Here is a 25,878-nt window from a genome sequence, read left to right as displayed (position 1 = left end):
GATTCACCAATGTCGTGCTCACATGGTCAGAGATGCTCCCTACATCTCAAGACATTTCCCATCTGACCCACAAGGACGTGGGGAATGCCCGAGTGATATCTGGAATATCGCAGGCCCTATGGGTCAGATGTGAATGAACGACCCTAACATGTAAACACTGCTACGAGGCACCGGCTGTTGATTTCATAAGAGTCATCCCTGTGGGCTCTGCCAAAACATCTGACCTACATGGATAGTAGGAAATGCCGAAAAATGTAGGGAACATTTCCGGCCCTGTTTAACGGCCAGTTCGATAAAATAGGTCCCTATAAAAAGGCCAGTTCAGCCAATTATATCCCTATAAAAAGGCCAGTTCAGCATCCATGCTTCTCGTTCATGAGATTATGGCTATACCATATTCACCATGCTTCTCGTTCATGAGCTTATGGCTATGCCATATTCACCCAGCCTCTCGTTCGGAGAGTATCACTTCGTGATACCTCACCTTGTTTCGGAAGCTCGCAGCCGCGTTCACACCCTGTTCTGGTTCCGAGAAAGTCATCTCTTCGATTTGGCTTTTCTCGACCAGCCTTTTAATGTAGGAGCGGCTTCAGCCGCGAAGGCCTTTCCGAAGGCCTTTCCGAAGACCTTGCTAAGCAAATGGATGAAGTGCATTGCTGCTGGCTTTACCTTTACACCATAGCCCACAGTTATGCCGCTTTTTGAAAGCACACATAGCATCCCAACGACCACTAATACCACTGTATTGGCGGCGAAACTCTTTCGCTGAGGTTATCCAAGCATCGGGTGCAATACCAAGTTCATTGAGTAATTTAAGTTGGCTTGAGTCAATAAAACCTTTCTTATCAGGCCTAATGGCTCTGCCTGTCCAATCGATAAGTTGTAAATAATCACAGAAATGAAACGGGATGCCTGATGGAGTCGCTAGGTGGGTAGCACCTTCGAACTTGGCAAGGGGTTTGAGGGGCTCACTCCAGGTTGATGCTGATTTATCATCACAATTTTTCTTACGCGCAGTCTCTTCATTGAGGCACCTCACCCCTCCATTGAATCAATAGCAAGATATACTCGATAGACGTTCATGCCATTCAGCAAGTAGACCATCAAGCAATAGACGCTCTCCCTCGATTAAGGCATCGCCATTCATGTATTTTGTCGCTACATCATGTCCTTTAGTCACCTTACACCATAGCTCAACTATCTCTCTTTTAGACAGTGACTTAGCTCTATCAAGGTCAATTTTAAGCACTAGATGATAGTGATTATTCATCACCGCATAGGCACAGACATCGATACAAAAAATAGCAGAAAGAGCCTTAACCATAGATTCAAAGGGGAGCCGACAATCCAGCCGCGTCTATGCTCGAAACTCTTACCTGTCAGCTTATCCTCACCGCAGAGGTAGGCTCTTCTAACACAACGATTTATTATATGATAGAAGGTAGTCGATTCTGAGTCGATATAGCCCTAACAATCAGTTACGGCGAACTGAAGTCATAAAAGCTACCTCATAAAAAGCTAAATCAAGATAACTTAACGCTTAGTAGGGGATAACTGAAAAGACAAAAGATATGGCTGTCCTGTCTTTTCGTGACATTGCCACCGGCAAGCAAGTTTAGATCTCCCGGAGCCTCTTCGCTCGCATCAGGATTAATACTGCCACTAGTAGCTGAAGTGTTGGCATTGGCGGTGAGATTGTCGGGGCAACAGTCAAAGTACGCAGCAATACGTCGTACTGCACGACTATAAGCATCGATGGTTGCGGGTCGCTTGCCTTGTAGTGTTAAGTTGGTAAGATGTTGTTCATAAAGATAATCAAAGCGTTGTTGTTCGGATGTGTTCGCCTCTTTGTTATATAAAAGTAATACTCCTAGTATTAATGGCCTAACAAGGCCTGCACTAGTAAGTATTTAGGATAAGGAGATAGAGATGGATTTATCTTTCTGCCGCATAGCGGCTTCGTTCAACAAGCCAATTAAGTAGGACTAAAAACAGTTTGCTGTTTCGTCCCTCAACATTTTAGCCCCTTATTGGGGCGTTATATGCCCTTAAAAGGAGTTATCGGTGGATATATTTATATCTTGGTTCCCAATTTTACTAGTTCTATGTATAGTCTGGCTAGTTCCTATTTCTGTCATTTCGACATCAAATAAGGTAGGGCGAAAAGAAAAAGTCGCATGGATATTTGCTAGCTTGTTTATTAGTTGGGCTTGTTTAATTTTGTTCTTTTTATTGGCACCTTTAAAGCCAGATGATAAGTGATGTAGCATATAATCGGGTAGCCGGAGGTATCTAGCCTCCAGCCCCCACACCACCCTGCATGCGGCTCCGCACACGACTGAATGGTCTATTTTGTTCCATACAAAATATGACATTTCCTTCTTCCCTAGAGGTCAGATTCAGGAGGTTCGAGCCCATGGATGGACGAAGGTCGAATAATGCAGGAGCAATTATCGAGAGCAACGCAGGAGCTTGTTGCCGAGGGCGGTTCATTTACTCTTAGCAATTTATCGAGCCATCCATCATAAAAATGAAGCCATTGACCACATGCCAGTGCTGACATTGTGAGTGCTAAATGGCATATAAGACTATGATTTATTTTAATTTAAATTATCAAGACGATGAGTTTTATGCACAATGATAAGGGCAATGATAAGTGGACACCCATAAGATTTTTGATACGTTAACTTCCCTCAAGTTCAACGTAGCGAATGCATGGTGCCAGTCATGATTAAACCTCTCAAATTAGCAATCACACAATCTCTAAAATTGAAGAGACAACTTATCTTGTCAATCAGCAGGTGTAGATGCGGCTGCGAGCTTCCAAAACAAGGCCGTTCTATGACATCAGACCCATGGGCCGGTGATACTCCAGATATCACTCAGGCATTCCCCACGCTGACCTATAGGGAGACAGGAAATGTCTAACAAAAGATATGGCTGTCCTATCTTTTTCTATCTTTTTGCTATCTTTTTGGTTATCTCACCAATAATGTTAAGATTTGTAACAGCTACCGTTAGCTGCTTGATTTATAGTCTATTGTCTGTAAAGATAAAAAATCATAAGTTTATATCTAAAAAGGATCTTTAGATGAAGTTACTCTCAACGTTATTTATTTTAACCGCCACTCAATTTTCTACAGCCGCATTTGCAGGTGATTTTCCACCTGCCCCTAAGAACTATCATATTGAATGTGAAAACTGCGTGACAGAATCACAATTTAGCCAAGTAGCAAAAGACCATGCAGTACACAACGAAGCTGTAAATATTAATGTAATGAACATCGTTAACTATCAAATAGAAAAGTATAGGGTTTACAAAAGCTCTAAAACTGTATGTGACCCGAATGGTAGAGAACCTGATGGGGAAGGTGGGTTCATCTATGATTGTTGGCTTGAAAAAACTCTGACTGCAACCAAGCTAAGCATTTCTAATACTGAGTTAAATGCATTTATAGATTATGCCACTTTGCAAAATGATATTAGAAGCATCATATCTCAAAGAGCTATTGTAGTACCTGATACTGTGGTTGGAAGTGGGTATGAACTTGTTGGCGCTTCATATCAGCAAACTAATGTTACTAACCATTTCCGTAACATGCCTATACACACTACTCTTTTTGAAAGAGTTATAATGTATGCAAGTGCAGGTACAAAAATGGTAACTACAGGAGTTATATTAAATTCTCCGCCATTGCTATTTACATTTTCAGATGGCACTAAAGCTTATGCAGATATTGAGTTCTACGATATGGATGACAACTTACATATAAAATTTATTAAGGTTGTTGATGCGAAAGGTAACGTAGCTTGGCTTAACAACAAAAATCCGTTTTCTAAATTCTTTAATCCTACAGGTACATCGACAGCTACATGGGCTGTGCTACTTGAAGCTTTTAAGGCATATGGGTTAGCGGTAGATGTTGGCATGGGTGCCACGGTACCCAGTGGCAAAGTTACAATTATTGATTGCTCTGGCAGCACTGAAGTTATATGTAGAAATCCACTGTAGCGGTAGTTAATAGCAAGTACATGTAAAAAAGCGCCTTTAGGGCGCTTTTTATTTGGAAGTTCCTACAACAAGAGTTCGGTGTTTTTCAAGGTAGTTGGCACTCTTTACTTAATTTTACGCTACATTTCTTACATCCGTTTCAGGCTCTTTATCTGGATTCAACATTACTGGGCCCACGGGCTCACAGTTCCTGATGCCGTTAGGCCAACGCATCGGGTTTCTCCCTTGCGCCTCTTCAAGTACAGTTCTACGTTTAGATAAAATTTCCTTATCCTGCATCGCATGCCTCTGGCTTGGTGAGACAAAATTGAGCTTGCTATGTTTATGCTCATCGTTGTACCAAGTGACAAAATTATCTACCCATTCACGCGTCTCAGTTAAACTATTAAAGCCCTTACTAGGCCATTGTGGTCGGTACTTGAGCGTCCTAAATAATGACTCAGAGTAAGGATTGTCATTACTCACACTCGGTCGGCTCAATAAAGCCGTTACGCCCAACTCCTCAAGCTTAGCTTCCATGGTCAGACACTTCATTGGCGCACCATTATCTGAGTGCAGCACCAGAGGCTGGTTGAAACAACATTTATCGAGCCACCCATCATAAAAATGAAGCCATTGACCACATATCAGTGCTGACATTGTGAGTGCTAAATGGCATATAAGGCGATGATTTATTTTAATTTAAAATATCAAGATGATGAGCTGTATGCAATCGCGATAAGTGGACACCCATAAGATTTTTGATACGTTAACTTCCCTCAAGTTCAACGTAGCGAATGCATGGTGCCAGCCCTGATTAAACCCCTCAAATTAGCAATCACACAATCTCTAAAATCGAAGAGACAACTTATTCTTGTCAATCAGCAGGTGTAGATGCGGCTGCGAGCTTCCAAAACAAGGCCGGAAATGTTCCCTACATTTGTCGGCATTCCCTACGCTGACCCACACGGACGTGCTTGAATGATATCCTATCTAAGGGCCAGTTCGGCATCAGTGCCTCTCGTTCATAAGCGCATGTCTGCGCCATATTCACCGTCTCGCAGAAGTATCTACACGTAAGTCCTCTGCAGGCGATAGATAACCATTAAGGTACGATCTTCAAAAAATCATCATACGCCAAAGGGGCTGGATTCCCGCCCACAAGCATTGCGGGAATGACGAGTATTGAATTGTTATCTAACTTAATTCCAAGCCTAGCAAGCTTTGGAGCATTTCTGAGTTAGCTACTCACCAACAAAACCTAAATCGAAGAGATAAATAGCAGGTGTGAACGCGGCTGTGACCTTCGACAGCAAGGCCGTTCTATGACATCCAGTCACCACGGCATTTGTGAATCCATTCACATCAGACGCTGTCGCAGAGGCTATAGGGACATACTCGCGCCGTGTCACAGAAGTGTTTACATATTAGGGTCGTTCATTCACATCCATGTGAGCACGACATTGGTGCATCCTGCACGGCACCGCCGCAGGCTATAGATAACCATCAAGGTAAAAATTAAAACACACTCCCCAATATCAACTCAGCCAGAAGCTAAATCAGCAAATGTGATCAGCCTTCATTAGAAGCTAAGAAAACAAATTAGCAAATAGCCACTTACATTTATCCTCAAAACACTTTAGATTCTGACTATCAAATAAGAAGAATAAACAGTGAGACCACATTGAAAAAAACCATAAAATTTGCGGCTGTCAGCTTGCTATTAACCTGTCATATCGGCCTTGCTGGCGCGGATGAAGCGCAACAAGCCTCGGCACAAGAACTCATCTACGATGGCCCTTATCTGTTCGAGCAGGCGAAAACACAGCAGTCTCAACAAGCCTACTGGATCTGTGCCAGCGAACTTCAAGCTACACCCGTCATCGACAATGAACTCAAACGCCCTAATGCCTGTGCCGATTTACCAGAGCCAAGACTCAACCCTAAGGCTAGAGAGATAACGGCCAACACTTTTACAGATGTCAGTAAAATCGTCGCTCTGAGTGACGTCCATGGACAATACCATGTACTCATCACACTGCTTAAAAACCACAAAATAATCGATGAGCATAATAACTGGGCCTACGGTAACGGTCATATGGTGATGACAGGGGATATGTTCGACCGGGGTCATCAGGTAAACGAAGTTCTCTGGTTTATGTATAAGCTAGATAAACAGGCCAGTGATGCTGGCGGTAAGCTGCATTTATTGATGGGTAACCATGAGCAGATGGTGATGCGCGGTGACTTAAGATACGTTAACGAACGCTATCAAACCGCAGAAAAGCTACTCGAGCGCAGCTACGATGAGCTCTATGACAGTAGCAGCGAAATTGGACAGTGGCTACGCAGCAAGCACACCATAGTCAAGGTTAACCATACCTTGTTCCTCCATGGCGGGATCAGTGGTGAGTGGGTCGACAGAGAGCTGACCTTAGACAAGGCTAACCAAATCTACCGCGCCAATATCGATAAGAGTAAGCCAGAGCTGAAGCGTGATGATCGATTAAACTTCCTGTTTCTGGGCAACGGCCCGACCTGGTTCAGAGGCTATTTCGAAGATGATTACCAAGAGAGTGAAATCGATAGGGTATTGGCTTATTTCGATGTGAAACATATCGTCGTCGGCCACACCTCACAGACTAGAGTCTTAGGCCTGTTTAGCAACAAGGTCCTGGCGGTCGATTCTAGCATCAAGAATGGCCAATCCGGCGAGCTATTGTTCATCACCCCCAATGCAGGCCAAGACACACTGACCCGTGGCCTATACGATGGCAGTCGCGTGACGCTATAACGGATCTAGGTACTGTGAGCCAATGAGCTTACAAGCAGCATGCTCTCCAGAGTTAAAGATGAAGCAATATAGAAGCCTGCTCTTTCTTGGTCATCTTACTCACCACCAGCTTGAATGAGTTATCTACCATGCGCTCAATCTCTCCTCGTGGAATTGAACCATCTAAGATGATGGTATTCCACAGCGCCTTGTTCATATGGTAACCGGGAATAACCGCGGTAAAGATGTCCCGCAAAATTGCGGCTTCATCTGGGTCACACTTTAGGTTCATCCACCAATGCTTATTACCTGAGTCATTATTAGCGTCATCTCCTTTACCCATCTTGCCAATGGCCAAGGTGGCGAACATTTTTTTCTTCACTTTAAATACGTAAACTTCGGCACCAAAGGGAAAATCCAATACCGTTTCGGGTTTATTTAGCAGGTATTTTTTTGCTGCATCAACATCCATTAGGCTCATCTTATCAAATTCTAATCATTTTCAGCTTACGTTCATCTTCGTCTCTTTATAATCGATACACAATCAATAATAGGTGTTTGGAGACGACATGAAGATGCACACTCGACAAGATCGAACTTGGGGGATCATTGCCCTGTGTATGATTCTCACTCTTACGCTGCTCGCCCCGCTGTCAAAAGCACAGGCTGAGTCTGGACAAGAGGCCAGCTTCAGTGAAGCCGAGCTGGCGCAGATGCTCGCGCCTATCGCCCTATATCCAGATAGCTTGCTGACTCATATTCTTATCGCATCAACCTACCCACTGGAAATCGTGCAGGCTAAACGCTTACAGAGCAAAAACACCTTACTCCCCATCGAGCAGTTAATGGAGAAGGCCGCAGATGAGGACTGGGATCCCAGTGTCACCGCCCTGCTGGCTTTTCCTACCGTGCTCGACAAACTCAGTGAAGATTTAGCCTGGACACAAGATTTAGGCGATGCTTTCTTGCAAGATGAAGAGAGGATGCTATCTAGCATTCAGACATTAAGACATCAGGCCGATGAAGCAAACAGCTTAGCCGAGATGGATAACATGTCGGTGAGCCGCGTCGATGAGCAAATCATCATAGAGCCGGCTCAGAAAGAGATCGTCTACGTGCCCTATTACGATCCAAGAGTCGTCTATGGTCATTGGGCCTGGTATAACTACCCGCCCGTTTATTGGGCACCTCACCCTCATTATATACGTCCACCCTATGGTCACTTTTACTGGCACCGTGGCGTGCATATTTCTTTTAATTATTATTTTAGCGCCTTCCATTGGCACAAGCGCCATGTGGTGGTCGTTCACCACAGAAATTCCCATCACTATCGTCATCACGGCCCTATCGTGACCAGTCATGGCGCACAGAGATGGCACCATAAACCTGCACATCGCCGCGGCGTCGCTTATCGCAGCCCAGCGGTAAAACATAGATACAAGAGTCATCGTCCGAGCACGCTATATAGCAAGCAGGTACGTCAGGCTGATCGTCATGCCATTAAACATTCGAGCACAGGCAATAAGCTTCACTCAAAATCTAGCCATACTACACGCGCCACAAGGGGGAATCATCACGCTCAAACACAGCAAAGATTGCAACAAGCCTCACATTACAATCGGATTCAAACCAATGCGGGTCAAAAGCCAGCTCACAAGGCGCAACCTTACTCACAACAGAACAACAAGGCGCACAATAACTTAAAATCACAACAGAACAACAAAACATCACATTACAAGCAGGTTCAAACCAAGGCGAGTCATAAGCCAACTCAGATAAGAAACTCATCTCAGGTAAGAAGTTCGGCTCCGTCTCAGCCTAAGGTGCATCATCAAAAAAGTAATAGCCAAAGAAGTAATAGTCAAAAGAGTCATAATCGCTCTCACACTAAACAGAGGAACTAGCCGATACTTGACTCATAGCAGTTAAAGCCACTGACTTCATCTTCTGTCAGGTATCGCCATTGACCAAGCTCTATATCTAGGCTCAGCTTACCTACCTGCTGCCTATGTAAGCTGACCACACGATTTCCCACGGTGAAAAACATACGTTTTACCTGGTGATAGCGTCCCTCACAAAGAGTTAGCAGTACCTGATGCGACGCAATAACCTCAAGTTTAGCGGCTAACGTCAGGGTTTTTTCACCCTGAAGCTGCAGTCCCTGTTCGAATCGCCATACCAAGTCATCGATATCCCCATCTTCTATAGGATCTCGTAGCGTCACCCGATAGGTTTTCTCACAGTGATACTTAGGGTTAATGATGTTAAACGACCAACGTCCATCATCGGTGAGCAGCAAGAGGCCAGTCGTATCGGCATCGAGTCGACCTGTGATATGCAGGTCCTCGGCTCTGTCCACATGGATGTACTTCATCACCGATGGATAGTCGCCATCGACGTTGGAACAAAGAGTATTAATTGGCTTATGCAGCATGATATAGCGCGAAGGCCTGGCAACCAGACGCTGCCCGGCTAACATGATGCTGTTATTTTCGTGTACTTGCGTCTGGGGCGTAACAATAACAATCCCGTTAACCCGCACCTTCCCGGTCTCAATCAAGTCAATTGATTCGGCACGGGTGAAATCTGTACTCTTGCAGAGGAATTTATCGAGGCGCATTTATCGGTAATATATTGGCGGTGAAACGAGGTGCGCCATTATCGCTATTCAGCGACAAGGGTCAAGCTTGTTCATTAATCGACCTCGGCGCGATAATTTATCGGGCATGCGAGTTATGTCTCGTCGCCAAGCCGCAGAAAACAGTTTAGCCATGGCTTATAATGGGACTTAAAATTGGTATTAAAAATCCGTATAATGTCGGTAACTTTAATATAGACAATGACAGATAAGCTAACTGCCATGCGTAAACTGAGAACGATTAGAGTTAAGAATAGAGTACGAAAAATCAGGATGAGGCGAGCGAGTATACTCTGTTTGTTGATGAGGAAGGCCAGTCAGCAAGATGAGCAGCAGAGGAGCCCCGACCTGCAAGAAAAATAATACTCCCTATGACATTAAGCCCCGGTAGTCTGACTGCCGGGGCTTAATTTTATTCAAGCTATAATGATGACTATTCAACTATTCAAGATAGGCTTTCAATCCTTCTAGATCGCGAATCACTATCCCCTCTTCCTTATCCTTGTGGATCAGGCCTAATTCTTCAAGTTTCTTGACGGCACGGCGATACACACGATCTGTCGTCGCAAAACGCTCAGCCTCCAGGTAGCACTTAGTGAAACCATCTACTGGCAGATCGTCTAAATATCTATGGTAGAGATCGTAAGCTATGTTATAGGCGATGGGATACAGCATTCTGCGAGCCAGGATATCGACTGCATCTTGATAGTCGACGGCGATGGCACTGGCAAAAAATAGGGCAAACATAGGCTGCTTGATGAGCGCCTGCTGCAGCTTATCGCCACAGATGACCTCTATCTCGACGTCATCTTCGGCCACTATATCCAGCTGACACTTATAACCACTGAAAAACTCCATCTCGCCAAACAGTTGAGAATCACACACCATAGTGCCTAACTGGAAACAGCGGCCATTACGGGCCGTATAGCCCATGGAGATCCGGCCATGCTTGACTAAGATAAGCGAATCCACTTTCTGCCCCTGCTGCATCAGTTTTTGATGTGCCGGCACTAGCTTAGTTTCACTGATACACTCGAGCATGATCTGCTCAATTTCATCGTGTTCCTGTTCCCAAAGTGATTGGAATCGTCCTTTAGACAGAGGTTTTAGTTGCATCAAGTCTACTCATTATCGACGTTCTAAAAAAAATTATAAACCAGTCAAGCGAATATCCACGTATATGCTGCTGCAAGCAAGTTAACTGTTAATAAACCGATTGGGCGTCTCCCCCATATGCTGTCGAAAAAAACTGATAAAGGCGCTATCGCTGGAGAAATCCAGTGAAAATGCGACTTCAGAGATACTTCGACCCTCGGCGAGTCGTACTATTGCCCCATGTAAGCGCCACTGCTGACGCCAGGCCTGATAAGGCATCCCGGTTTGCCTGATGAAGATACGCGAAATAGTTTTCTCACTGGCGCCAACCATTTTGGCCATTTGATTCAATGGCTGGGGCAAGGTATCTCCAGACATCACTTGTGCCAGCCAAGGTTTCAAACGAGGATCATCAGGAATAGGCAGAGGTAGCATCTCTTCCGGCGCAACCAACAACTCCTCAATAAACAGGGACAGTAGGTTCTTTTGTTGCTCGGCTGGCATGTCCCAGGGCCACAGAGACATACGCTCAATAAGTTGCTTAAACAGGTCGTTAACGCCGATAATTTTTATCTTGTCAGGCAAGCCAGTAAAGGAGGCTGTATCGAAGTATAGGGAGCGACATGTCACCACATCACGCATCTGCATTTTGGCACAATGCTCTATCCCAGCTGGGATCCAGGCGGCCTTGGTCGGCGGTAATACATATTGCATCTGCTCCAGAGCTATGGTTATACAACCTTCTGGAGCATACAGCAGCTGTGACTTCTGGTGGCTATGAACGCCTGAGTCATAAGACCCTATCCCAGAAGCGATACCAACAACCTGAGCCTCAAAATCATCTAAGCTCGCTAACACCTCTGCTGCACAGTCTGAGTTTAGGATCGCCATAAGTCTTATTTTTGATAGTTAATGTCCTTATCATTGTAATCGGACACTCGGTTAATCGCTATAGTTCTCGGCATCAAATTTAATATTCAATGCCACGGAGTCACCTCCCATGAAAACAATGCCACATCTCTGGCTTATATTGGCCTTAGTGATGTTTCCACAAGTTGTCGAAACCATCTATAGCCCGGCTTTACCCCATATTTCACAGGCGTTCGGGATCACAGCCCAAACCGCTTCACAAACGATATCAGTATACTTTATCGCCTTTGCCTTCGGGGTGCTTGCCTGGGGAAGGCTGAGTGACACCCTAGGTCGTCGAAAAGCCATGCTGCTTGGATTAGTCACCTATGGCGTGGGCGCCACACTGGCTATTTTTGCAACCAGTTTCGAGACGCTGATGCTGGCAAGGATCATATCGGCTTTCGGTGCGGCCACAGGCTCAGTCGTGACTCAGGCTATGCTAAGAGATTGCTACCAGGGAACCGAACTGACTAAGGTATTCTCGGTGATCACCATGGGCGTTTCGATCAGCCCGGTTATTGGATTATTGAGTGGCGGCATCATAGTGACTCATTTCGGCTATAGCGGGATATTCTGCAGCTTGCTGATGCTAGCCATCACGCTCTGGCTGCTTGCCCTTATCAGCTTATCCGAGACCAATCCGAAAATGAGCGCTAACGCCGAGTCAGTAAATCCCCAAAAAAATGGCGTTCTGCAGCTGGCCAAGCAGATGAGTCGAGACACGAGTTTATGGTGCAACGCCGGCCTGATAGCTGCCTTTAATATCATGCTATATAGCTATTACTCACTCGGTCCCTTTATCTTTCATAATTTAGGCATGACATCGACCGAGTTTGGCTATAGCGGCGTCGTGTTACCCATAGGTACGATACTGGGCAGCTTGCTGAGTAAGCGCCTGGTATCGAAAGGCTGGCAGTCACACCAATTGATCTCTGTCGCCTCAGTCCTGGCGTTAACTTGTGCCTTTGGCGTCTGGTTACTCAGCTCTGATCTGCTGTTCCTAATACCCATGGTAGGTATGTTGCTTTGTAGTGGCATGGCTTTACCCAATATCATGAGTCAAGCGTTAGAAAATTATCGACACGCAGTTGGCACAGCTGGCGCCCTGTTTGGGTTAACTTATTACTTGCTGTTCGGTGCGGGTCTTGCGCTCACTGGGATATTACAAAACCTGGGGATGGTACTCATCTTGAGTGCAGGCTTATCTTGCTTACTCAGTGTAAAACTAAACCTTGGCACTGTTGCAAGAAAACAGTGCCAAGATAGCTAACCAAGTTCAAACCTAGTGATGCCAAATATTTTCTCATTATCGATATGTGCCAGCCATAGTTTTAAACTCGATTCCCTAGTAGTAAGTGGCGGCAGTATCTCTTTCTAACAGAAACTAACAATCAGTCCAGATCTATATTTATGGTGTTCTATATTAGGTCAGTACTAGTGACTGTTAGTGACCGTCCCAATATGGCAAGGTTTCATCAAAATGAGTCAGCAGACAGTCCAGGAAGACGCGTATCTTGGCCGGAATATGCTTTCGCCCCGGCAACATGGCATAAATGGCATGTTGTGGCAGTCTGTATTCGGGCAATAAGGCCACTAATCTACCGTCTGCGATGGCAGGTCCGACGATAAATGTGGGCATCTGACAGATCCCCAGCCCAGCGAGCAAAGCTTCCAGTAACGCCTCGCTGTTGTTGACGCGATAGTTCCCTCTGGGAACCAGACTTTCTAATCCTTCTGGGCCATTAAAACGCCATTCTGTGCCCCCCTGGAAATAGGAATAATACAGACAATTATGTGACACCAGTTGCGCCGGTTTCTTGGGCGTTCCCCAGCGCTGCAGATAAGCGGGCGAGGCACACAATACGCTATGACAGGGGGCTAGGCGCCTGGCGATGAGGCTGGAATCCGGTAACTTGCCGATACGAATGGCGATATCGAAACTGCCGCCGACGAGGTCTACCACCTTATCGTCCATCATCATGTCTATTTCGATTTGAGGGTGTTCCCGCAAAAAATCGGGGATCAGCGGCGCGATATGCAGGCGGCCAAATGCCATGGGGGCATTGACTCTTAATCTCCCCCTGGGCTTGTCTTGCAGCTCCGATATTGCATCTTCGCCTTCATTGGCGAGTGTCAATGCGTTACGGGCATAATCGAAGTAACGCTCTCCCGCTTCGGTCAGGCTTAACTTTCTGGTGGTGCGATGCAGCAGTTGCACCCCGAGCTTGGCCTCGAGCTGGCTGATGCGTTTACTGACCGCAGACTTAGTCACCCCAAGTTGCTCACTAGCCAGGGAAAAACTGCCACATTCCACCACAGCCACAAATACCGGGATTGCCGAAAAGCTCTCCATACTGTCAACCTTTACTCAACTATGATTGTCTTAGCCGTATATTATCAAATAAACAGAAACAATATAAAGTGCGTTCATCTCGATAATCAGCACAAGAATGAACATGACTTCAGTTAATTTAAATCTCTTACTCGCCTTGGTCGGTGGTGCCCTGCTGGCACTGATGATCAAGCTAAACAGCTCATTAGCCGCATTGACTACGCCCCTGTACGCCTCTTGGCTTGCCCATGCCATTGGCGCCTCGGTGGCGCTCTTGCTCATTGCCGTCATCACCACAATTTCAAAGCGTGATAGACCCATATCGGGTGACGCAGCACCAAAGTGGAGTTATTTAGGCGGCATACCCGGGGCAATGGTGGTGATATTAGCGGCGATAACGGTCAACAGTGAGCTGGGCTTATCCGGCACCTTGGTATTAGGATTATTGGGACAAGTATTTTTTGGTCTGCTGAGCGATCATTTCGGCCTCTTCGGAGTGGACAAAAAGGCCATAAGCGCCCATCGCGTATTATCTATAATTCCCATTTTCTCCGGCGCTAGCTTGATAATATTTTTTGGGAGAAGCTGATGATTATCTATCTGTTACTGGCTCTGGTTAATGGCATCTTGATCGGCCTGTGTAGGGCCCTAAACGGACGATTAAGCCAGAGCAAGGGCCCATTTATCGCCTCATTTTACAATCATATAGTTGGCACCTTGATCTTGACTCTACTCCTTGGCGCTCTCATTACCTTGTCAATATGGGGAGAGTTTCAGGTATCACTTCCCACGAGTCTGGCTTGGGAAGAAATCCCCTGGTTCGCCTATTTTGGCGGTGTGATAGGCGCTTTATATGTAGCCATTAACAGTCATATACTCAGCCGAATCGGTGCCCTGAAGGCTGCGCTGCTAGTGATCAGTGGCCAAATGCTCACCAGCGTGGCATTCGAACTCTTCGAGCTGTCACACTCGGCCTCCATCACATCTACTCTGACCCAAGCCTGCGGTGTGGCCTTGATTATTCTTGGGGTATACAGCTCAAACCGGTCCTGGAGCGAACAACAAAACTAGCCACCACCAAGGTAGCCGCAGTCTCCATCTATCAGACCACTTCCTACATCTTCGACGACACCCACACGGTGCCGATCTATTTGATTTAAAGGTGCCAGGCAATATCTACACCCGCATAATGAATCCGACAACGGATGTATTGGAACAAAGATTAGCGGCGATTGAAGGCGGTGTCGGCACACTCGCGGTGGCATCGGGCATGGCGGCGATAACCTATGCCATTCAAGCCCTGACCCAGATGGGTGATAATATCGTCAGCACCAGTCAACTCTATGGCGGAACCTACAACTTATTTGCTCACATACTGCCTCGCCAGGGTGTCGAGGTACGTATGGCGGCATCTGATGACTACACAGGCTTAGAGGCCCACATAGATGACAAAACTAAAGCACTTTTTTGTGAGTCTATCGGCAACCCAGCAGACAATATCGTCGATCTGGCACGTTTAGCCGAGATAGCCCATAAGCATGGCGTACCGCTGATCGTCGATAATACCGTGGCCACGCCAGTCTTGTGTAAGCCGTTTGAGTTTGGCGCCGATATCGTGATCAATTCCCTGACCAAGTATATTGGCGGTCACGGTACAACCATAGGCGGCGTTATCATAGATTCCGGTAAGTTCGATTGGGCGGCAGAGCCTGAGCGTTTTTCTCTGCTTAACGAGCCAGACCCGTCTTATCATGGAGTGGTCTACACCGACACCTTCGGCCCAGTTGCCTTTATCGGCCGTGGCCGCGTGGTGCCACTGAGAAATACCGGGGCAGCACTGGCACCACAAAGTCAGTTGGGTCAACTACGCCGAGCTGCCAAATAGCCCATTTTAGGATAACTGCCACAAGATCACCGGCGGTAAGGCATCGGGGATCATCAGCTTCAGCATAAAATCTAGCCTAAGTGGTGGCGGTAAAGAAGCGGGCGGCCGTTTCATCGATGCACTCCAGATGATCTTACGTTTAGTCAATATTGGCGATGCCAAGTCCCTCGCCTGCCACCCAGCATCGACAACCCACAGGCAACTCGACGCCGACGAACTCGCCAAAGCCGGAGTATCGGAAGACTTAATCCGCATATCTGTGGGGGTCGAGCACATAGATGACATCATCATCGATGTGTCTCAGGCACTCGAGCAAGTATAATAATTTGAACAGCAAAGCTCTTTTAGAACAGCACAAATACCAAGCGCTTTTATTTTTCTAATCGGAAGGTTTAGTCGAGGAATATACCAACAAAAAAACCACTTTTTCGTCTCAAACGATTAGCCAAGTTTTCCCGACCTTCGAGTTCTCTTTGATAAGAGATATATCGAGAGCTGGTTTCCATTTGAGTCATAAACTTATCCCCGGCTTTCAGCCTATCGACTTGGGTTGGGAATATGTCTCGTAGCTTCTTCAGTTCACCAAAATCAAACCAAATACCACCACACCCCGGGCATTCATCAATTTCAATTTGATGTTCAGGACTGTAAAAATGTCTGGCCATGACGATATCGATACACTTAGGACAGGATATACGCTCTTTTAAACTAATTTGCAGTGGTACAAACTGATCAAGGTGCTCAACGAGAACCTTGCCTCTTCTTTCGTGCTTTTCATCAAAATGTTCTAGTTCATAATTATCAAAAAAGACACCACCACAAGCTTCCGAGATATCGACCTCGATGCCGCCTACTCTTACAGACTTTAAATTAGTATTGGTTCTGGGGCATTTCATTTCATATCCTTAAGAAAATAGTTAGCATCCAATCTTACATTTCGCAAAAAACACATAGGGAACTGGTGGTCAACACAAGAAATAAACGCCTTAATGGGTAAGCTATATTCGAGCCATTTAAAACGCTAATTCAAATAGTTTCAATAACTAAACGGCAGTAAGGACAAATGTTAACTCAAACGAGTCTCAAGCCAAAATAATAATTTAGCGCTTGTATTTCTGACCTAGGTCTTGCTATCACCATGAGGACGTCTTGGTTCCCCTAGAGGAAAATAATACCAGGATCACCGCTGAGATGAACCATGCTATCGACAGACAAAAAAAAGCGCAGCCATTGGCTGCACCTTTACACTCTGAGACATCATCAGCTAGCACCATAAAAGCGCTTGCCTAAATAGCCCATGCATCGACAAGGATTTAGAAGCGACCAATTACGCCGATACCAAAACCAACACCATCGGCATCTGAATCTAATACTTTAGATATTTCAAAACTGGCCGAGAAGCTATCAGAGATGCGTAACCAATAAGCAGTACGTATATCGAAGCCATCAAAAAACTTACTGTCACTATAACCAGCACCTACAGACCAAGCGTTATTCACGTACCAGTCGGCACCGACATTGAACATGTTATCTGAATCACTATGTATCCAATTAGCCTGAAGATCGACACCGGCAGTGGATTGCAGCGCGATATAACTACGCAGTGTTAATCCGTAGCTATCTTCGACATCACTGTCGCCATCTTGGTAGAAGGCAGAAACGGCAGAAGAATCATTGAAGTAATAACCGACTTCAGCCCCAAAGGTATTAAAATCGAAGTTACCAATTTCATTTCTTTGATAATTAGCCGACACAAACCAGTTTGAATCGAATACGAACGTGCCATCGACTCCAATAGTATCACTATCTATAACATCAAAATTGCTGTAATTAGCACCAATATTAGACGCTTGAGCCAGGAAGCCATTTAACACATATGGGCTCTTGCCCTGGTCAACACCTTCGAAATAGTAACGGTAATAGGCATTCCAGGCGCCATCACCAGCGTCTTCAGAATTAGCATTATATTCAAGACCAGCTTCATGTTGAAAATCGTTATCTTGTGCAGCAACGGCACTCATACTAGAAAGGCTAAGTAGGATGGCTAGCGCCGTAGTCGTGTGTTTCATCAATTTATTCCTTTATAATTGTGGTGCTAGGAGAAAATAGATGGATGAAGATAATATGGGACTAAAAAGATAGGTATTATCAGTCCTTGATATTATCCAGTGTCTGATGTGTAGTTACATTCAGGCACTGTGCTCTCCTAGCGGCGCACACAATAATCTAAACAATAAAGAAATCAAACAAAAAACCACAAAAAAGTAAAACACTCTCACAAAACAAGCAATTACCACACAAATAATAACAAAATAAAGCACAAGAAAAGCAAACAAGACACATAAAGCGAACAATAAAACCATTACTTAAACGTGAATTTTCACACTGGAGTGACTATGCATTTGATCATGAAGAGCCAGTTCGATGATTTGAGACTAAACGATGACCACGAATACAGCGCCGATGATAAAGGCGGCAAGAAGGTGGTGAAAATTTTCAAGGACGGCCAGCTGATCGCTAAAAAAATAGCGGTTAAACGTTCGATACAGTACTTCGGTGTCACCGGCGTCGAAGACTTATTAACTCACTAATACCATCAACACCATAAATAAAAAAACAGCCCTGGGCTGTTTTTTCATGTGGATCTGCTGGTGATAGCCATTGGTATGCTAGTTAACGCTTCTTAACCGTTCGACGGCTAGCATAGCTCGACTTAGCGCCATCGGCTCGGCTCGACGGTTTGCCTTTCTGTTTATTGACAGGCTTGCCTTTACGTCTCTCAAATTTATTTTTCGTTGCTGTCACGTCTTGAGTCTCCCGATATCGAGCCGGCAGAGGCGCGCCAAGCTCGTATCCAGGCAGAACGATGCGCGGCAACTTAAGCTCAATCAGACTCTCGATCTCATCGAGCATCTCTTCATCGGATGGACAGACAAAGGAGATTGCCCGCCCGGTTAAGCCAGCGCGGCCGGTACGACCTATACGGTGAATATAATCCTCGGCCCCATAAGGTAACTCTAGGTTTATCACCAGAGGCAAGGCTTGAATATCTATCCCTCTCGCCGCCACATCAGTAGCCACCATGACCCTGAGTTTACCCGACTTAAATTCTTCCAAGGTACGGTTTCTCGCCCCTTGCGTTCTATCGCCATGAAACACGCCACACTTGATGCCATCTAGAGTCAGTTCACTCTTAAGATGCTCGGCGCTCTCCTTAGTGGTGGCAAAGACTAACACCTGCTGCCAGTTGTTACGGCCGATTAATTCAGAGAGTAGCTCGGCTTTACGGCGTTTATCGACCAGGTAGATCTCCTGCTCGACGCTGGCTGCCGCGCGAGTCTTAGCGACATTAATCCATTGGGGAGAGTTAAGCATCTTCTCGGCTAATAGCTTCACTTCGTCGCTATAGGTCGCCGAGAAAAAATGGGTGACATGTTGTGATGCAACCAGAGACTTGACCCTCTCAATATCACGAACAAAACCCATGTCCAACATTCTATCCGCTTCATCTATGATAAGGCTGCTAACGTCAGACAAATTGAGTCCATGCTGACCGACAAAATCGAACAATCGACCCGGGGTAGCCACTAAAATATCGACCCCGGCATTCAATGCCTTACGCTGAGGATTCATGTTCGCCCCACCATAGACGGCTAATGTCTTAAGGGAAGTAAACTGGCCATAGCGAGTGATATTCGCGGCCACTTGAATGGCCAACTCTCGGGTAGGCGTCAGAATAAGGCCTCGAAGACAAGGCGACTCGCACTCTTCCTTGAGTAAGCGTTCTAATAAGGGTAAGGCAAATGAGGCCGTCTTGCCCGTTCCCGTTTCGGCGCATGCCATAATGTCTGTGCCCGATAAGGCCAGCGGTATGACTTCTGACTGAACCTGTGTGAGTTGCTGATAACCACATTCATCGATAGCATCGATCAATAAGGGGTTCAAGTCGAGGGCGTCAAATTTCATGGAAGACTCACGTGGGATAATAAATGAGCGCGGAGTCTATCAAAAACCGACTTCACTGGCTACGACGATACCTTTTCATTATCCATCGCTGCGATCGCCAAGATATATGTCTGCTCAAAATCGGCTGCTGGAATGGCTCTTGAATATAGGTAGCCTTGGCCATAGTCACAGCCAGCCTTAGCTAAAATATTTCTCTGGTACTCAGTTTCGATCCCTTCGGCTATGACCATCATGTCTAACTTATGTGCCATAACAATAATCGCCTCACACAGGGTCACATCGTCGGTATCCGATGCTAAATTACGGGTGAAGGACTGATCAATTTTGAGATAATCAATATCAAACTTTTTCAAATAGGCCAATGAGGAATACCCGGTGCCAAAATCATCCAGTGAAACTTGGATCCCCGCATCGCGATAGGCTAATAACTTCTCCGATACTCCCATGCTAGCATCCAGTAACAGGCCTTCGGTGATCTCGACGCAGATACTGTTGCTAGTTAGGTTTAGCTGCTTTAATTGCAAAATCCAATCTTCGAAGCTGTCCCCCTCGTCTCTAAACTGTATAGGGGATTTGTTGATACTGATCTGGATCTCGACGCCAAATTTGTCTCGCCAATGGGCACTTTGCTTTGCCGCTTGGGCAAACACCCAATTACCTATCTCTATGATAAGACCGGTGTCTTCAGCAATAGGAATAAACTCGCTAGGCGACACCATGCCCCTTTGAGGATGATGCCAACGAATAAGCGCTTCGGCCTTATACATCTCCCCGGTGGCCAGATCAATAATAGGCTGATAATACACCTCAAACTCTTTCTTATTCACGGCCTGGCGTAAATCACGGATCAATATCATCCGATAACGAGCGTCTTCCTGCATCGAAGCAGTAAAATAATGGAAACGATTTCTGCCCAGATCTTTAGCCGCATACATAGCCTGATCGGCATGTTTAAGTAGGCTATCTATCGTCGAAGCATCATCGGGATAGAGGGTTATACCGATACTGCCACTAATATAGGCCGTGTCATTACCCAGATTAAAGGGTTCAGATAAACGGGATAAAATATTCCCCGCCACCTTATCGACGCCTTTATGATCTTCTATGGCCGAAAGCACGACAGTAAACTCATCTCCTCCCAACCTGGCGACAACATCGGATTCACGTATACAGCTTTTTAGCCTCTTGGCCGCTTCAATCAACAGCTGATCGCCCATATCATGGCCTAAGGTGTCGTTGACCTCCTTAAAATAATCCAGATCTAAAAACATCAAGGCAAAATGCTGGTTATTACGCTCTGATTTGAGCAATTCAGTACCCAGATATTCCAACAACATGCGACGATTAGGCAGTCCCGTCAGAGGGTCATAGTGAGCCTGTTTCCAGATGAGCTGTTCGGTCTGTTTTTTTTCAGTAATATCTGAGAAGAGCGCGACCCGTCGATAGACTTCGCCCTGGCTGTCATAGATGGTATTGATGGTTAACCAAACGATATATTCCGTGGCATTCTTATGTTTGAGCCAAAGCTCACCTTGCCACTTTCCGGTCTCCATGATCTGAGACATCATCTGTTCGAACTGACAGTTTTTGCTCCTTTCACAGCGCAAAATATCAATATGATGGTCGATAACCTCATCTTGCCGATAACCCGTTATCTCAGAAAAAGCCGAGTTGATGGTGATGATTTTTCCCTGACTGTCTTGCACACTCATGGCTTCGCTGGAATTATTGTAAACCGAAGCCGCTAGTTTCAACGACTCCTCAACTCTTTTTCTATCGGTAATGTCTGTATGAGTACCACACATACGCAGGGGCACACCTTTTTCGTCTCTGCTGACGACCTTACCACTGTCTAAAATCCAGCGAGTCTCCCCCGAGAGCGACACGAGTCGGTACTCAATACTATGCTGAACACTTTGCCCTTTTAAATGAGCGTCTATAGAATGCAGCACCGCCACTCTATCCTGTGGGTATATGCCATTGACCCATAACCTCTCATTGTGCTTAAGCTCATCGACACTGCAACCTAATAACTCTGCACATCGCTCATTCCGGTCGACTCTATTGGTTTTTATATCCCAATCCCATAAGCCTAAATCACTGCTACCCAGCACTAAGGCAAGCTGCTCCTGACTCGAACGCATCGCCGATTCGGCTTGCTTCTGGGAGGTGATATCCAGCATACCTGAAATAACCAACTGCACCTTATCGTTTACCCTTTGGCAAGCGACAGTCAAGTGGGTATAGACTATGCCCCCGTCTTTTGCGACGAAACGCTTGTCCATCTCATACTCATCGATCTCACCTCGCAACATGCGTTCAAACTGGAGCAGATCTGTTTGGAGATCTTCAAAATATGTCATCTCAACCCAGGTTTTGGTTAACAACTCCGCCTCGGTATATTTTAGCATCTGACAGACCCTAGGATTCACTTTTACCCAATGCCGATCCACGGTAGAGATGCATATGCCGATATTGCCAATATTAAACTGTGAGCGGAACATGAAGTCATCTTGTAGCTGTATCTTGGCATCGCGCTCTATCTCCAGCCTTCTGGACAGGAGTAAGCCGAGTAAGGCGGTAGCCACTGGGAAAACCAGTAATACAGAAAAACTCATCTGCATCAGAATCTTAATTGCCACATAAAACGGCAGCACAAACATCCAACTTAAATTAATCAGGTGAAGAATAAAGCCAAACAGATAAAGCTCTTTATAATTAAAGTCGGCGATCGCCGCCTTACGCTTATAGCGCCATAAGCTGCCAAACAGCCCAGAAGAAATGATCACCCCAAGTCCGGCCAAAACTGCAGGTCCGCCCTCCATTAGACGATAGGTAGCGGCGATGCAGACGGCGATAAAAGTAGCAAGCCTACCAAAAAACAGGCCCGAAATACCTAAGATCACCGAACGGGTATCGAAAAATATGCCGCTCTGGTACTCCCAAGGCGTCATCATAGTCGTGATGGTGATCCCACCTATGATGGCTCCGAGCGATATCCGCCATATGAATAAGTATTCGCTCTGCTGCTTTCTAGGCACGGCATCATAAACAAACACCATAGCTAACAGTAGTGCGGCATTCTGTATCAGGGAAAAAATCACTTCTGAATCCATGAGTCGCTGTTTTCCCTCTGTATTTTTGGAAGTTTACCGCTTTGATTGTAGCAGAAACTTATCATCAATGAGATGGGCCAAATGGACTAAAAATAGAAGACAAACATAAACTTGGAGTTTGTCATTTCCACCACATATTTATTAATTTTGGCTAATGGAACAGAACAAAAAACAGATAAATAAAAGTCACCTTTAATCAAAAATGGATTAAGATAGAAGTGCAACTTACTATGGATATTCGGGATAAACGGACTCATGCCAGGATCACACTTAGCCTTTTTGAAGGCAATGATATTTGCTAGCTCAGCCTTGCTCAGCCTATGTAGCTATGCTGATGGTAATGGAGATGACACTAGACAAGAATCCCCTCGAGTCATCAAGCTGGCGGCAGAAGATAACTGGGCGCCATTTGCCAATGCCTCCGGCACTGGTATCTCTCATGCCATCATCAATGCGGCTTTTTCTCGGGTTGGCATTGAAGTCAAGAGCATAGTAGTGCCCTACTCTCGAGCCGTTGTCATGGCCAAAAAAGGGCTGGTCGATGGTGTCTTCAATCTGATTAAGGAACAGAGCACCGAAGATCAATTTGTCTTCGGTGAACAGCCGCTCTTCTCAGCAACGGCCTCTTTCTATCAGAATGCAAAAATGCCAGTCCAAGCCGTAGATAAATGGCAATTACCACCGAATACTAAGGTGGGAATTATCGACGGCTATGAATATGGTGATGAGCTTAACCTACTGCCAAATGTGCACATATATAAGCTTGCCAATCATAATCAGCTGATCAACTTGCTGCTACTGGACAGAATTGATCTGGCTATCATGTATGATCTAGTCGCCGACCAATATATTGAGCGCATGGGAGTCGCCGCTAATATAGAGCAGACCTTCACCAATCATACAGGCCAAGTTTATCTGGCTTTTTCTAAGGACAATCCACAGGCAGAAACCCTGGCTAAACTACTGGATACCGGCCTGAGTTCACTCAAGCAAGATGGCAGTTATCAAAAAATAATGACATCTATCGAATCGACTAAATAGAGGCAAGTATTAAAACCTCTGTGATAGACTAGCGCCATTCTCAGCAGTATTGGCTCAAACAACGATTATGCACAAGACAGTTCAAAGTCCTAAAGAGCTCAATTACAGTTCTACATTCCATTTCCCGGTTCAAATCTATTACGAAGATACGGATTTTTCAGGCGTGGTTTACCACCCTAACTTTCTTAAATATTTTGAGCGAGCAAGAGAGCACGTCATCGGCGCTAAAACATTAGCTAGCCTCTGGGATGAGCAAGGCTTAGGTTTTGCAGTCTATCGCAGTGATATGCTGTGTCATGACGGCGTCGAGTTTGCCGACATTATAGACATCAGGACACGCTTCTACTTCGAGAGTAAATACAGAACGGTCTGGCATCAGGAAATTTGGCGACCCAATGCAAGAAAGCCAGCTGTCACCGCCAACATAGAAATGGTGTGCATGAATAAGGCGAGGCAGCTGACACCTATGTCGGCAGACCTGTTGGCACATTTAAGCCAGTCATTTACCGAGAGTCAGCAGAGCGTATCATCTCTGTGAGCCAGAAAACGCTAAATCAATCACGGTATAATATCGAAAGATATTATACCGTCCGAATCTGATCCGCTTCGATCTCTTTAACTGTCATAGGTTTAGCAAAGAGATCGCCCTGAATTTTATCGACCCCCATCTCAATCAGAGCCAGATTCACCGCTTGGGTCTCAACCCCTTCAACTGTGGTGCTAAAACCCAGGCCTTTCGCTAGTGCTATGCTAGTTCTCATGATGTGTGCGGCACGTTTGTCGGTCAAGAGGTCATCGAGAAAGGCCTTATCAATTTTAACTTCATCGACAGGAAAGTTTTTAAGGTAAGCCAATGAGGAGTGACCGGTACCAAAATCATCTATGGCGACGCTGACACCTATCTCCTTTAACTTCTCAATGGTGGCTATTGCCAGCTCCATATCATCCATAAGCTGACTCTCGGTGATCTCGATAGAGAGTGAATCTGCCGACACACCATAACGGCCCAACTTAGTCTGAATATCGTCACACAAGGTGGTACTGATCATATCTTGGGTCGAAAGATTCACCGCGACCTGAAGACGAAGCCCCATGGCCTGCCACTTGGCCTGTTGAGAGAGCACTTGCTCTAACGCCCACTGGCTGAGCAGCTCGATCATGCCGGCATATTCGGCTAAGGGAATAAATTCAGCGGGAGAAATATGACCTAATTCACTGTGTTTCCATCTCATTAAGGCTTCCACTTGGGTGTATGTTGCCGATATCACATCTAACTTGGGCTGATACACCATGTACAGCTGGCCCTGCTGGAGTGCCTTGGGAAGATCATGAATGATGCTCAGTTCACGTTGCTGACTCAAATCATCTCCTCTGACATAATAGGCGAAGAAAGGTTTACCTGATTTGGCTTTAATTAGCGCGAGATCCAGACGCCTCAATAAGGCGCTGACATGGGTATGATGCAGATTGAGATCGACAACCCCCATCTGAATTTGTACCGAAATAGTACTCCTCTCTATTTCATAGGGCATTTGCAGCCGATCTCGCAGTGCCAACAAGATGCTTTCACTCTGTTGCGCCTCAAAATAAAGCAGGAACTCATCTTCATTCATTCTCGCCACATACGCCCCCTGAGAGGCTGGACCTATGAGTCGTTTCGACACTTGCTTGAGTAGTTCATCTCCAACTGAGAATCCAAACAGATCGTTAACAAACCTAAATCGATAGATATCGATTAAGAGTAAGCTACCTTGCTTAATGGTACTCAAACCACTTAAACGTGATTTCACTCCCAGGCGATTAGGCAGTCCGGTCAACTTATCTCTATCGCTTGGACCGGGTAGCTCAAAGATGAACCTTTGCAGCTCATGATATAGCTGGACATATTTTTTGGGGATTTTATCAGATGAAATAACACGCCATTGAGAATCAGCCAATGGCTTGATTGCAAGCTTATCTCTTCGTTGCTGAAGCTGGCTTAGCAGATGTTGAAGAAAAGCAGTTTCACGCTTTTTATGCCGGTACCAAATGATGATACCAGCGATACAAAATAACCATAATATCCAATAGTGCCAGCCAGTTTCCACGCGAGGGATTTAACTCCTTAGAAAATATTTACTTGGTCACAT

General features: G+C 45.6%; 21 protein-coding genes and 2 pseudogenes. 11 read left to right on the top strand and 12 right to left on the bottom strand.

Annotated features, from left to right (window positions below; translation table 11 throughout):
• Positions 1-631: 631 nt before the first annotated feature.
• A pseudogene (locus HRU42_RS06150) lies at positions 632-1,498 on the bottom strand (alpha-amylase family glycosyl hydrolase).
• Between the two features lie 1,593 nt (positions 1,499-3,091).
• On the opposite strand from HRU42_RS06150, the gene HRU42_RS06145 reads away from it, so the two are divergent.
• Complete coding sequence (locus tag HRU42_RS06145) at positions 3,092-4,012, top strand: hypothetical protein (RefSeq protein WP_295029562.1); 921 nt, start codon at positions 3,092-3,094, stop codon at positions 4,010-4,012.
• Positions 4,013-4,126: 114 nt separating this feature from the next.
• Here the strand turns inward: HRU42_RS06145 and HRU42_RS06140 are convergent.
• A pseudogene (locus HRU42_RS06140) lies at positions 4,127-4,591 on the bottom strand (transposase); the annotation flags it as partial.
• 1,084 nt (positions 4,592-5,675) lie between these two features.
• On the opposite strand from HRU42_RS06140, the gene HRU42_RS06135 reads away from it, so the two are divergent.
• Positions 5,676-6,785, top strand: a complete 1,110-nt coding sequence (locus HRU42_RS06135; RefSeq protein WP_295029561.1) for a metallophosphoesterase — start codon at positions 5,676-5,678, stop codon at positions 6,783-6,785.
• A 52-nt stretch (positions 6,786-6,837) separates the two neighbouring features.
• On the opposite strand, the gene HRU42_RS06130 is transcribed toward HRU42_RS06135, so the two are convergent.
• The gene (locus HRU42_RS06130) at positions 6,838-7,236 is read right to left on the bottom strand and encodes an MmcQ/YjbR family DNA-binding protein (RefSeq protein ID WP_295029559.1); all 399 of its coding nucleotides are present in this window, start codon (positions 7,234-7,236) and stop codon (positions 6,838-6,840) included.
• A gap of 97 nt (positions 7,237-7,333) precedes the next feature.
• Here HRU42_RS06130 and HRU42_RS06125 point away from each other — a divergent pair, with 97 nt between their 5' ends.
• Entirely contained in the window at positions 7,334-8,668 is a 1,335-nt protein-coding gene (locus HRU42_RS06125; RefSeq protein WP_295029557.1) for a DUF3300 domain-containing protein, read from the top strand.
• On the opposite strand, the gene HRU42_RS06120 is transcribed toward HRU42_RS06125, so the two are convergent.
• The 3 genes from HRU42_RS06120 to HRU42_RS06110 all read right to left on the bottom strand — a co-directional run bounded on the left by HRU42_RS06120 (position 8,665) and on the right by HRU42_RS06110 (position 11,388).
• Positions 8,665-9,384, bottom strand: a complete 720-nt coding sequence (locus HRU42_RS06120) for a pseudouridine synthase (RefSeq protein WP_295029556.1) — start codon at positions 9,382-9,384, stop codon at positions 8,665-8,667. The two genes, HRU42_RS06125 and HRU42_RS06120, sit on opposite strands and share 4 nt — an antisense overlap.
• A 459-nt stretch (positions 9,385-9,843) precedes the next feature.
• Positions 9,844-10,518 (bottom strand): Crp/Fnr family transcriptional regulator, encoded by a 675-nt coding sequence (locus HRU42_RS06115; protein ID WP_295029554.1) that lies wholly within the window; start codon positions 10,516-10,518, stop codon positions 9,844-9,846.
• A gap of 81 nt (positions 10,519-10,599) precedes the next feature.
• Complete coding sequence (locus tag HRU42_RS06110; protein WP_295029553.1) at positions 10,600-11,388, bottom strand: helix-turn-helix transcriptional regulator; 789 nt, start codon at positions 11,386-11,388, stop codon at positions 10,600-10,602.
• A gap of 109 nt (positions 11,389-11,497) precedes the next feature.
• Here HRU42_RS06110 and HRU42_RS06105 point away from each other — a divergent pair, with 109 nt between their 5' ends.
• Positions 11,498-12,679: a multidrug effflux MFS transporter gene (locus HRU42_RS06105; RefSeq protein ID WP_295029551.1), complete on the top strand. Its 1,182-nt coding sequence runs from the start codon at positions 11,498-11,500 to the stop codon at positions 12,677-12,679.
• Positions 12,680-12,853: 174 nt separating this feature from the next.
• Here the strand turns inward: HRU42_RS06105 and HRU42_RS06100 are convergent, their stop codons facing one another.
• A complete protein-coding gene (locus HRU42_RS06100) occupies positions 12,854-13,762 on the bottom strand; it encodes a LysR family transcriptional regulator (protein ID WP_295029550.1) in 909 nt (302 codons plus the stop codon).
• Positions 13,763-13,865: 103 nt separating this feature from the next.
• Between HRU42_RS06100 and HRU42_RS06095 the strand changes: the two genes are divergently transcribed.
• The 4 genes from HRU42_RS06095 to HRU42_RS06080 all read left to right on the top strand — a co-directional run bounded on the left by HRU42_RS06095 (position 13,866) and on the right by HRU42_RS06080 (position 15,948).
• Positions 13,866-14,330: a DMT family transporter gene (locus HRU42_RS06095; protein ID WP_295029548.1), complete on the top strand. Its 465-nt coding sequence runs from the start codon at positions 13,866-13,868 to the stop codon at positions 14,328-14,330.
• A complete protein-coding gene (locus tag HRU42_RS06090) occupies positions 14,330-14,812 on the top strand; it encodes a DMT family transporter (RefSeq protein ID WP_295029546.1) in 483 nt (160 codons plus the stop codon). Before HRU42_RS06095 ends, HRU42_RS06090 begins: the two co-directional genes overlap by 1 nt.
• Positions 14,766-15,626, top strand: a complete 861-nt coding sequence (locus HRU42_RS06085; protein ID WP_295029544.1) for an aminotransferase class I/II-fold pyridoxal phosphate-dependent enzyme — start codon at positions 14,766-14,768, stop codon at positions 15,624-15,626. Before HRU42_RS06090 ends, HRU42_RS06085 begins: the two co-directional genes overlap by 47 nt.
• A gap of 64 nt (positions 15,627-15,690) precedes the next feature.
• A complete protein-coding gene (locus HRU42_RS06080; protein WP_295029614.1) occupies positions 15,691-15,948 on the top strand; it encodes a PLP-dependent transferase in 258 nt (85 codons plus the stop codon).
• Between the two features lie 70 nt (positions 15,949-16,018).
• Here the strand turns inward: HRU42_RS06080 and HRU42_RS06075 are convergent, their stop codons facing one another.
• Both HRU42_RS06075 and HRU42_RS06070 read right to left on the bottom strand, forming a co-directional pair.
• Complete coding sequence (locus HRU42_RS06075; protein ID WP_295029543.1) at positions 16,019-16,522, bottom strand: zf-TFIIB domain-containing protein; 504 nt, start codon at positions 16,520-16,522, stop codon at positions 16,019-16,021.
• 417 nt (positions 16,523-16,939) lie between these two features.
• The gene (locus tag HRU42_RS06070) at positions 16,940-17,695 is read right to left on the bottom strand and encodes a putative porin (protein ID WP_295029542.1); all 756 of its coding nucleotides are present in this window, start codon (positions 17,693-17,695) and stop codon (positions 16,940-16,942) included.
• 327 nt (positions 17,696-18,022) lie between these two features.
• Between HRU42_RS06070 and HRU42_RS06065 the strand changes: the two genes are divergently transcribed.
• Positions 18,023-18,217 (top strand): hypothetical protein, encoded by a 195-nt coding sequence (locus HRU42_RS06065; protein WP_112352144.1) that lies wholly within the window; start codon positions 18,023-18,025, stop codon positions 18,215-18,217.
• An 82-nt stretch (positions 18,218-18,299) separates the two neighbouring features.
• Here HRU42_RS06065 and HRU42_RS06060 read toward each other — a convergent pair whose 3' ends face one another.
• Positions 18,300-19,592, bottom strand: coding sequence for a DEAD/DEAH box helicase (locus tag HRU42_RS06060; protein ID WP_295029539.1), 1,293 nt, complete (start codon positions 19,590-19,592; stop codon positions 18,300-18,302).
• Positions 19,593-19,651: 59 nt separating this feature from the next.
• Complete coding sequence (locus HRU42_RS06055; protein WP_295029537.1) at positions 19,652-22,708, bottom strand: EAL domain-containing protein; 3,057 nt, start codon at positions 22,706-22,708, stop codon at positions 19,652-19,654.
• 255 nt (positions 22,709-22,963) lie between these two features.
• Here HRU42_RS06055 and HRU42_RS06050 point away from each other — a divergent pair, with 255 nt between their 5' ends.
• Complete coding sequence (locus tag HRU42_RS06050; RefSeq protein WP_295029535.1) at positions 22,964-23,749, top strand: ABC transporter substrate-binding protein; 786 nt, start codon at positions 22,964-22,966, stop codon at positions 23,747-23,749.
• A 67-nt stretch (positions 23,750-23,816) separates the two neighbouring features.
• A complete protein-coding gene (locus HRU42_RS06045; RefSeq protein WP_295029533.1) occupies positions 23,817-24,287 on the top strand; it encodes a thioesterase family protein in 471 nt (156 codons plus the stop codon).
• Between the two features lie 43 nt (positions 24,288-24,330).
• Here the strand turns inward: HRU42_RS06045 and HRU42_RS06040 are convergent, their stop codons facing one another.
• Positions 24,331-25,836, bottom strand: a complete 1,506-nt coding sequence (locus HRU42_RS06040; RefSeq protein ID WP_295029531.1) for a bifunctional diguanylate cyclase/phosphodiesterase — start codon at positions 25,834-25,836, stop codon at positions 24,331-24,333.
• Positions 25,837-25,878: the final 42 nt, after the last annotated feature.

Source organism: Shewanella sp., from assembly GCF_013214165.1.
GTDB lineage: Bacteria > Pseudomonadota > Gammaproteobacteria > Enterobacterales > Shewanellaceae > Shewanella.
The sequence above is the reverse complement of the archived record's forward strand: the minus strand, read 5'-3'. Positions and strand labels throughout refer to the sequence as shown.

Coding starts and splice junctions, on each gene's coding strand:
- HRU42_RS06145 (WP_295029562.1), top strand. CDS start 3,092: ATGAAGTTACTCTCAACGTTATTTATTTTAACCGCCACTCAATTTTCT.
- HRU42_RS06130 (WP_295029559.1), bottom strand. CDS start 7,236: ATGGATGTTGATGCAGCAAAAAAATACCTGCTAAATAAACCCGAAACG.
- HRU42_RS06125 (WP_295029557.1), top strand. CDS start 7,334: ATGAAGATGCACACTCGACAAGATCGAACTTGGGGGATCATTGCCCTG.
- HRU42_RS06120 (WP_295029556.1), bottom strand. CDS start 9,384: ATGCGCCTCGATAAATTCCTCTGCAAGAGTACAGATTTCACCCGTGCC.
- HRU42_RS06115 (WP_295029554.1), bottom strand. CDS start 10,518: ATGCAACTAAAACCTCTGTCTAAAGGACGATTCCAATCACTTTGGGAA.
- HRU42_RS06110 (WP_295029553.1), bottom strand. CDS start 11,388: ATGGCGATCCTAAACTCAGACTGTGCAGCAGAGGTGTTAGCGAGCTTA.
- HRU42_RS06105 (WP_295029551.1), top strand. CDS start 11,498: ATGAAAACAATGCCACATCTCTGGCTTATATTGGCCTTAGTGATGTTT.
- HRU42_RS06100 (WP_295029550.1), bottom strand. CDS start 13,762: ATGGAGAGCTTTTCGGCAATCCCGGTATTTGTGGCTGTGGTGGAATGT.
- HRU42_RS06095 (WP_295029548.1), top strand. CDS start 13,866: ATGACTTCAGTTAATTTAAATCTCTTACTCGCCTTGGTCGGTGGTGCC.
- HRU42_RS06090 (WP_295029546.1), top strand. CDS start 14,330: ATGATTATCTATCTGTTACTGGCTCTGGTTAATGGCATCTTGATCGGC.
- HRU42_RS06075 (WP_295029543.1), bottom strand. CDS start 16,522: ATGAAATGCCCCAGAACCAATACTAATTTAAAGTCTGTAAGAGTAGGC.
- HRU42_RS06070 (WP_295029542.1), bottom strand. CDS start 17,695: ATGAAACACACGACTACGGCGCTAGCCATCCTACTTAGCCTTTCTAGT.
- HRU42_RS06065 (WP_112352144.1), top strand. CDS start 18,023: ATGCATTTGATCATGAAGAGCCAGTTCGATGATTTGAGACTAAACGAT.
- HRU42_RS06060 (WP_295029539.1), bottom strand. CDS start 19,592: ATGAAATTTGACGCCCTCGACTTGAACCCCTTATTGATCGATGCTATC.
- HRU42_RS06055 (WP_295029537.1), bottom strand. CDS start 22,708: ATGGATTCAGAAGTGATTTTTTCCCTGATACAGAATGCCGCACTACTG.
- HRU42_RS06050 (WP_295029535.1), top strand. CDS start 22,964: ATGCCAGGATCACACTTAGCCTTTTTGAAGGCAATGATATTTGCTAGC.
- HRU42_RS06045 (WP_295029533.1), top strand. CDS start 23,817: ATGCACAAGACAGTTCAAAGTCCTAAAGAGCTCAATTACAGTTCTACA.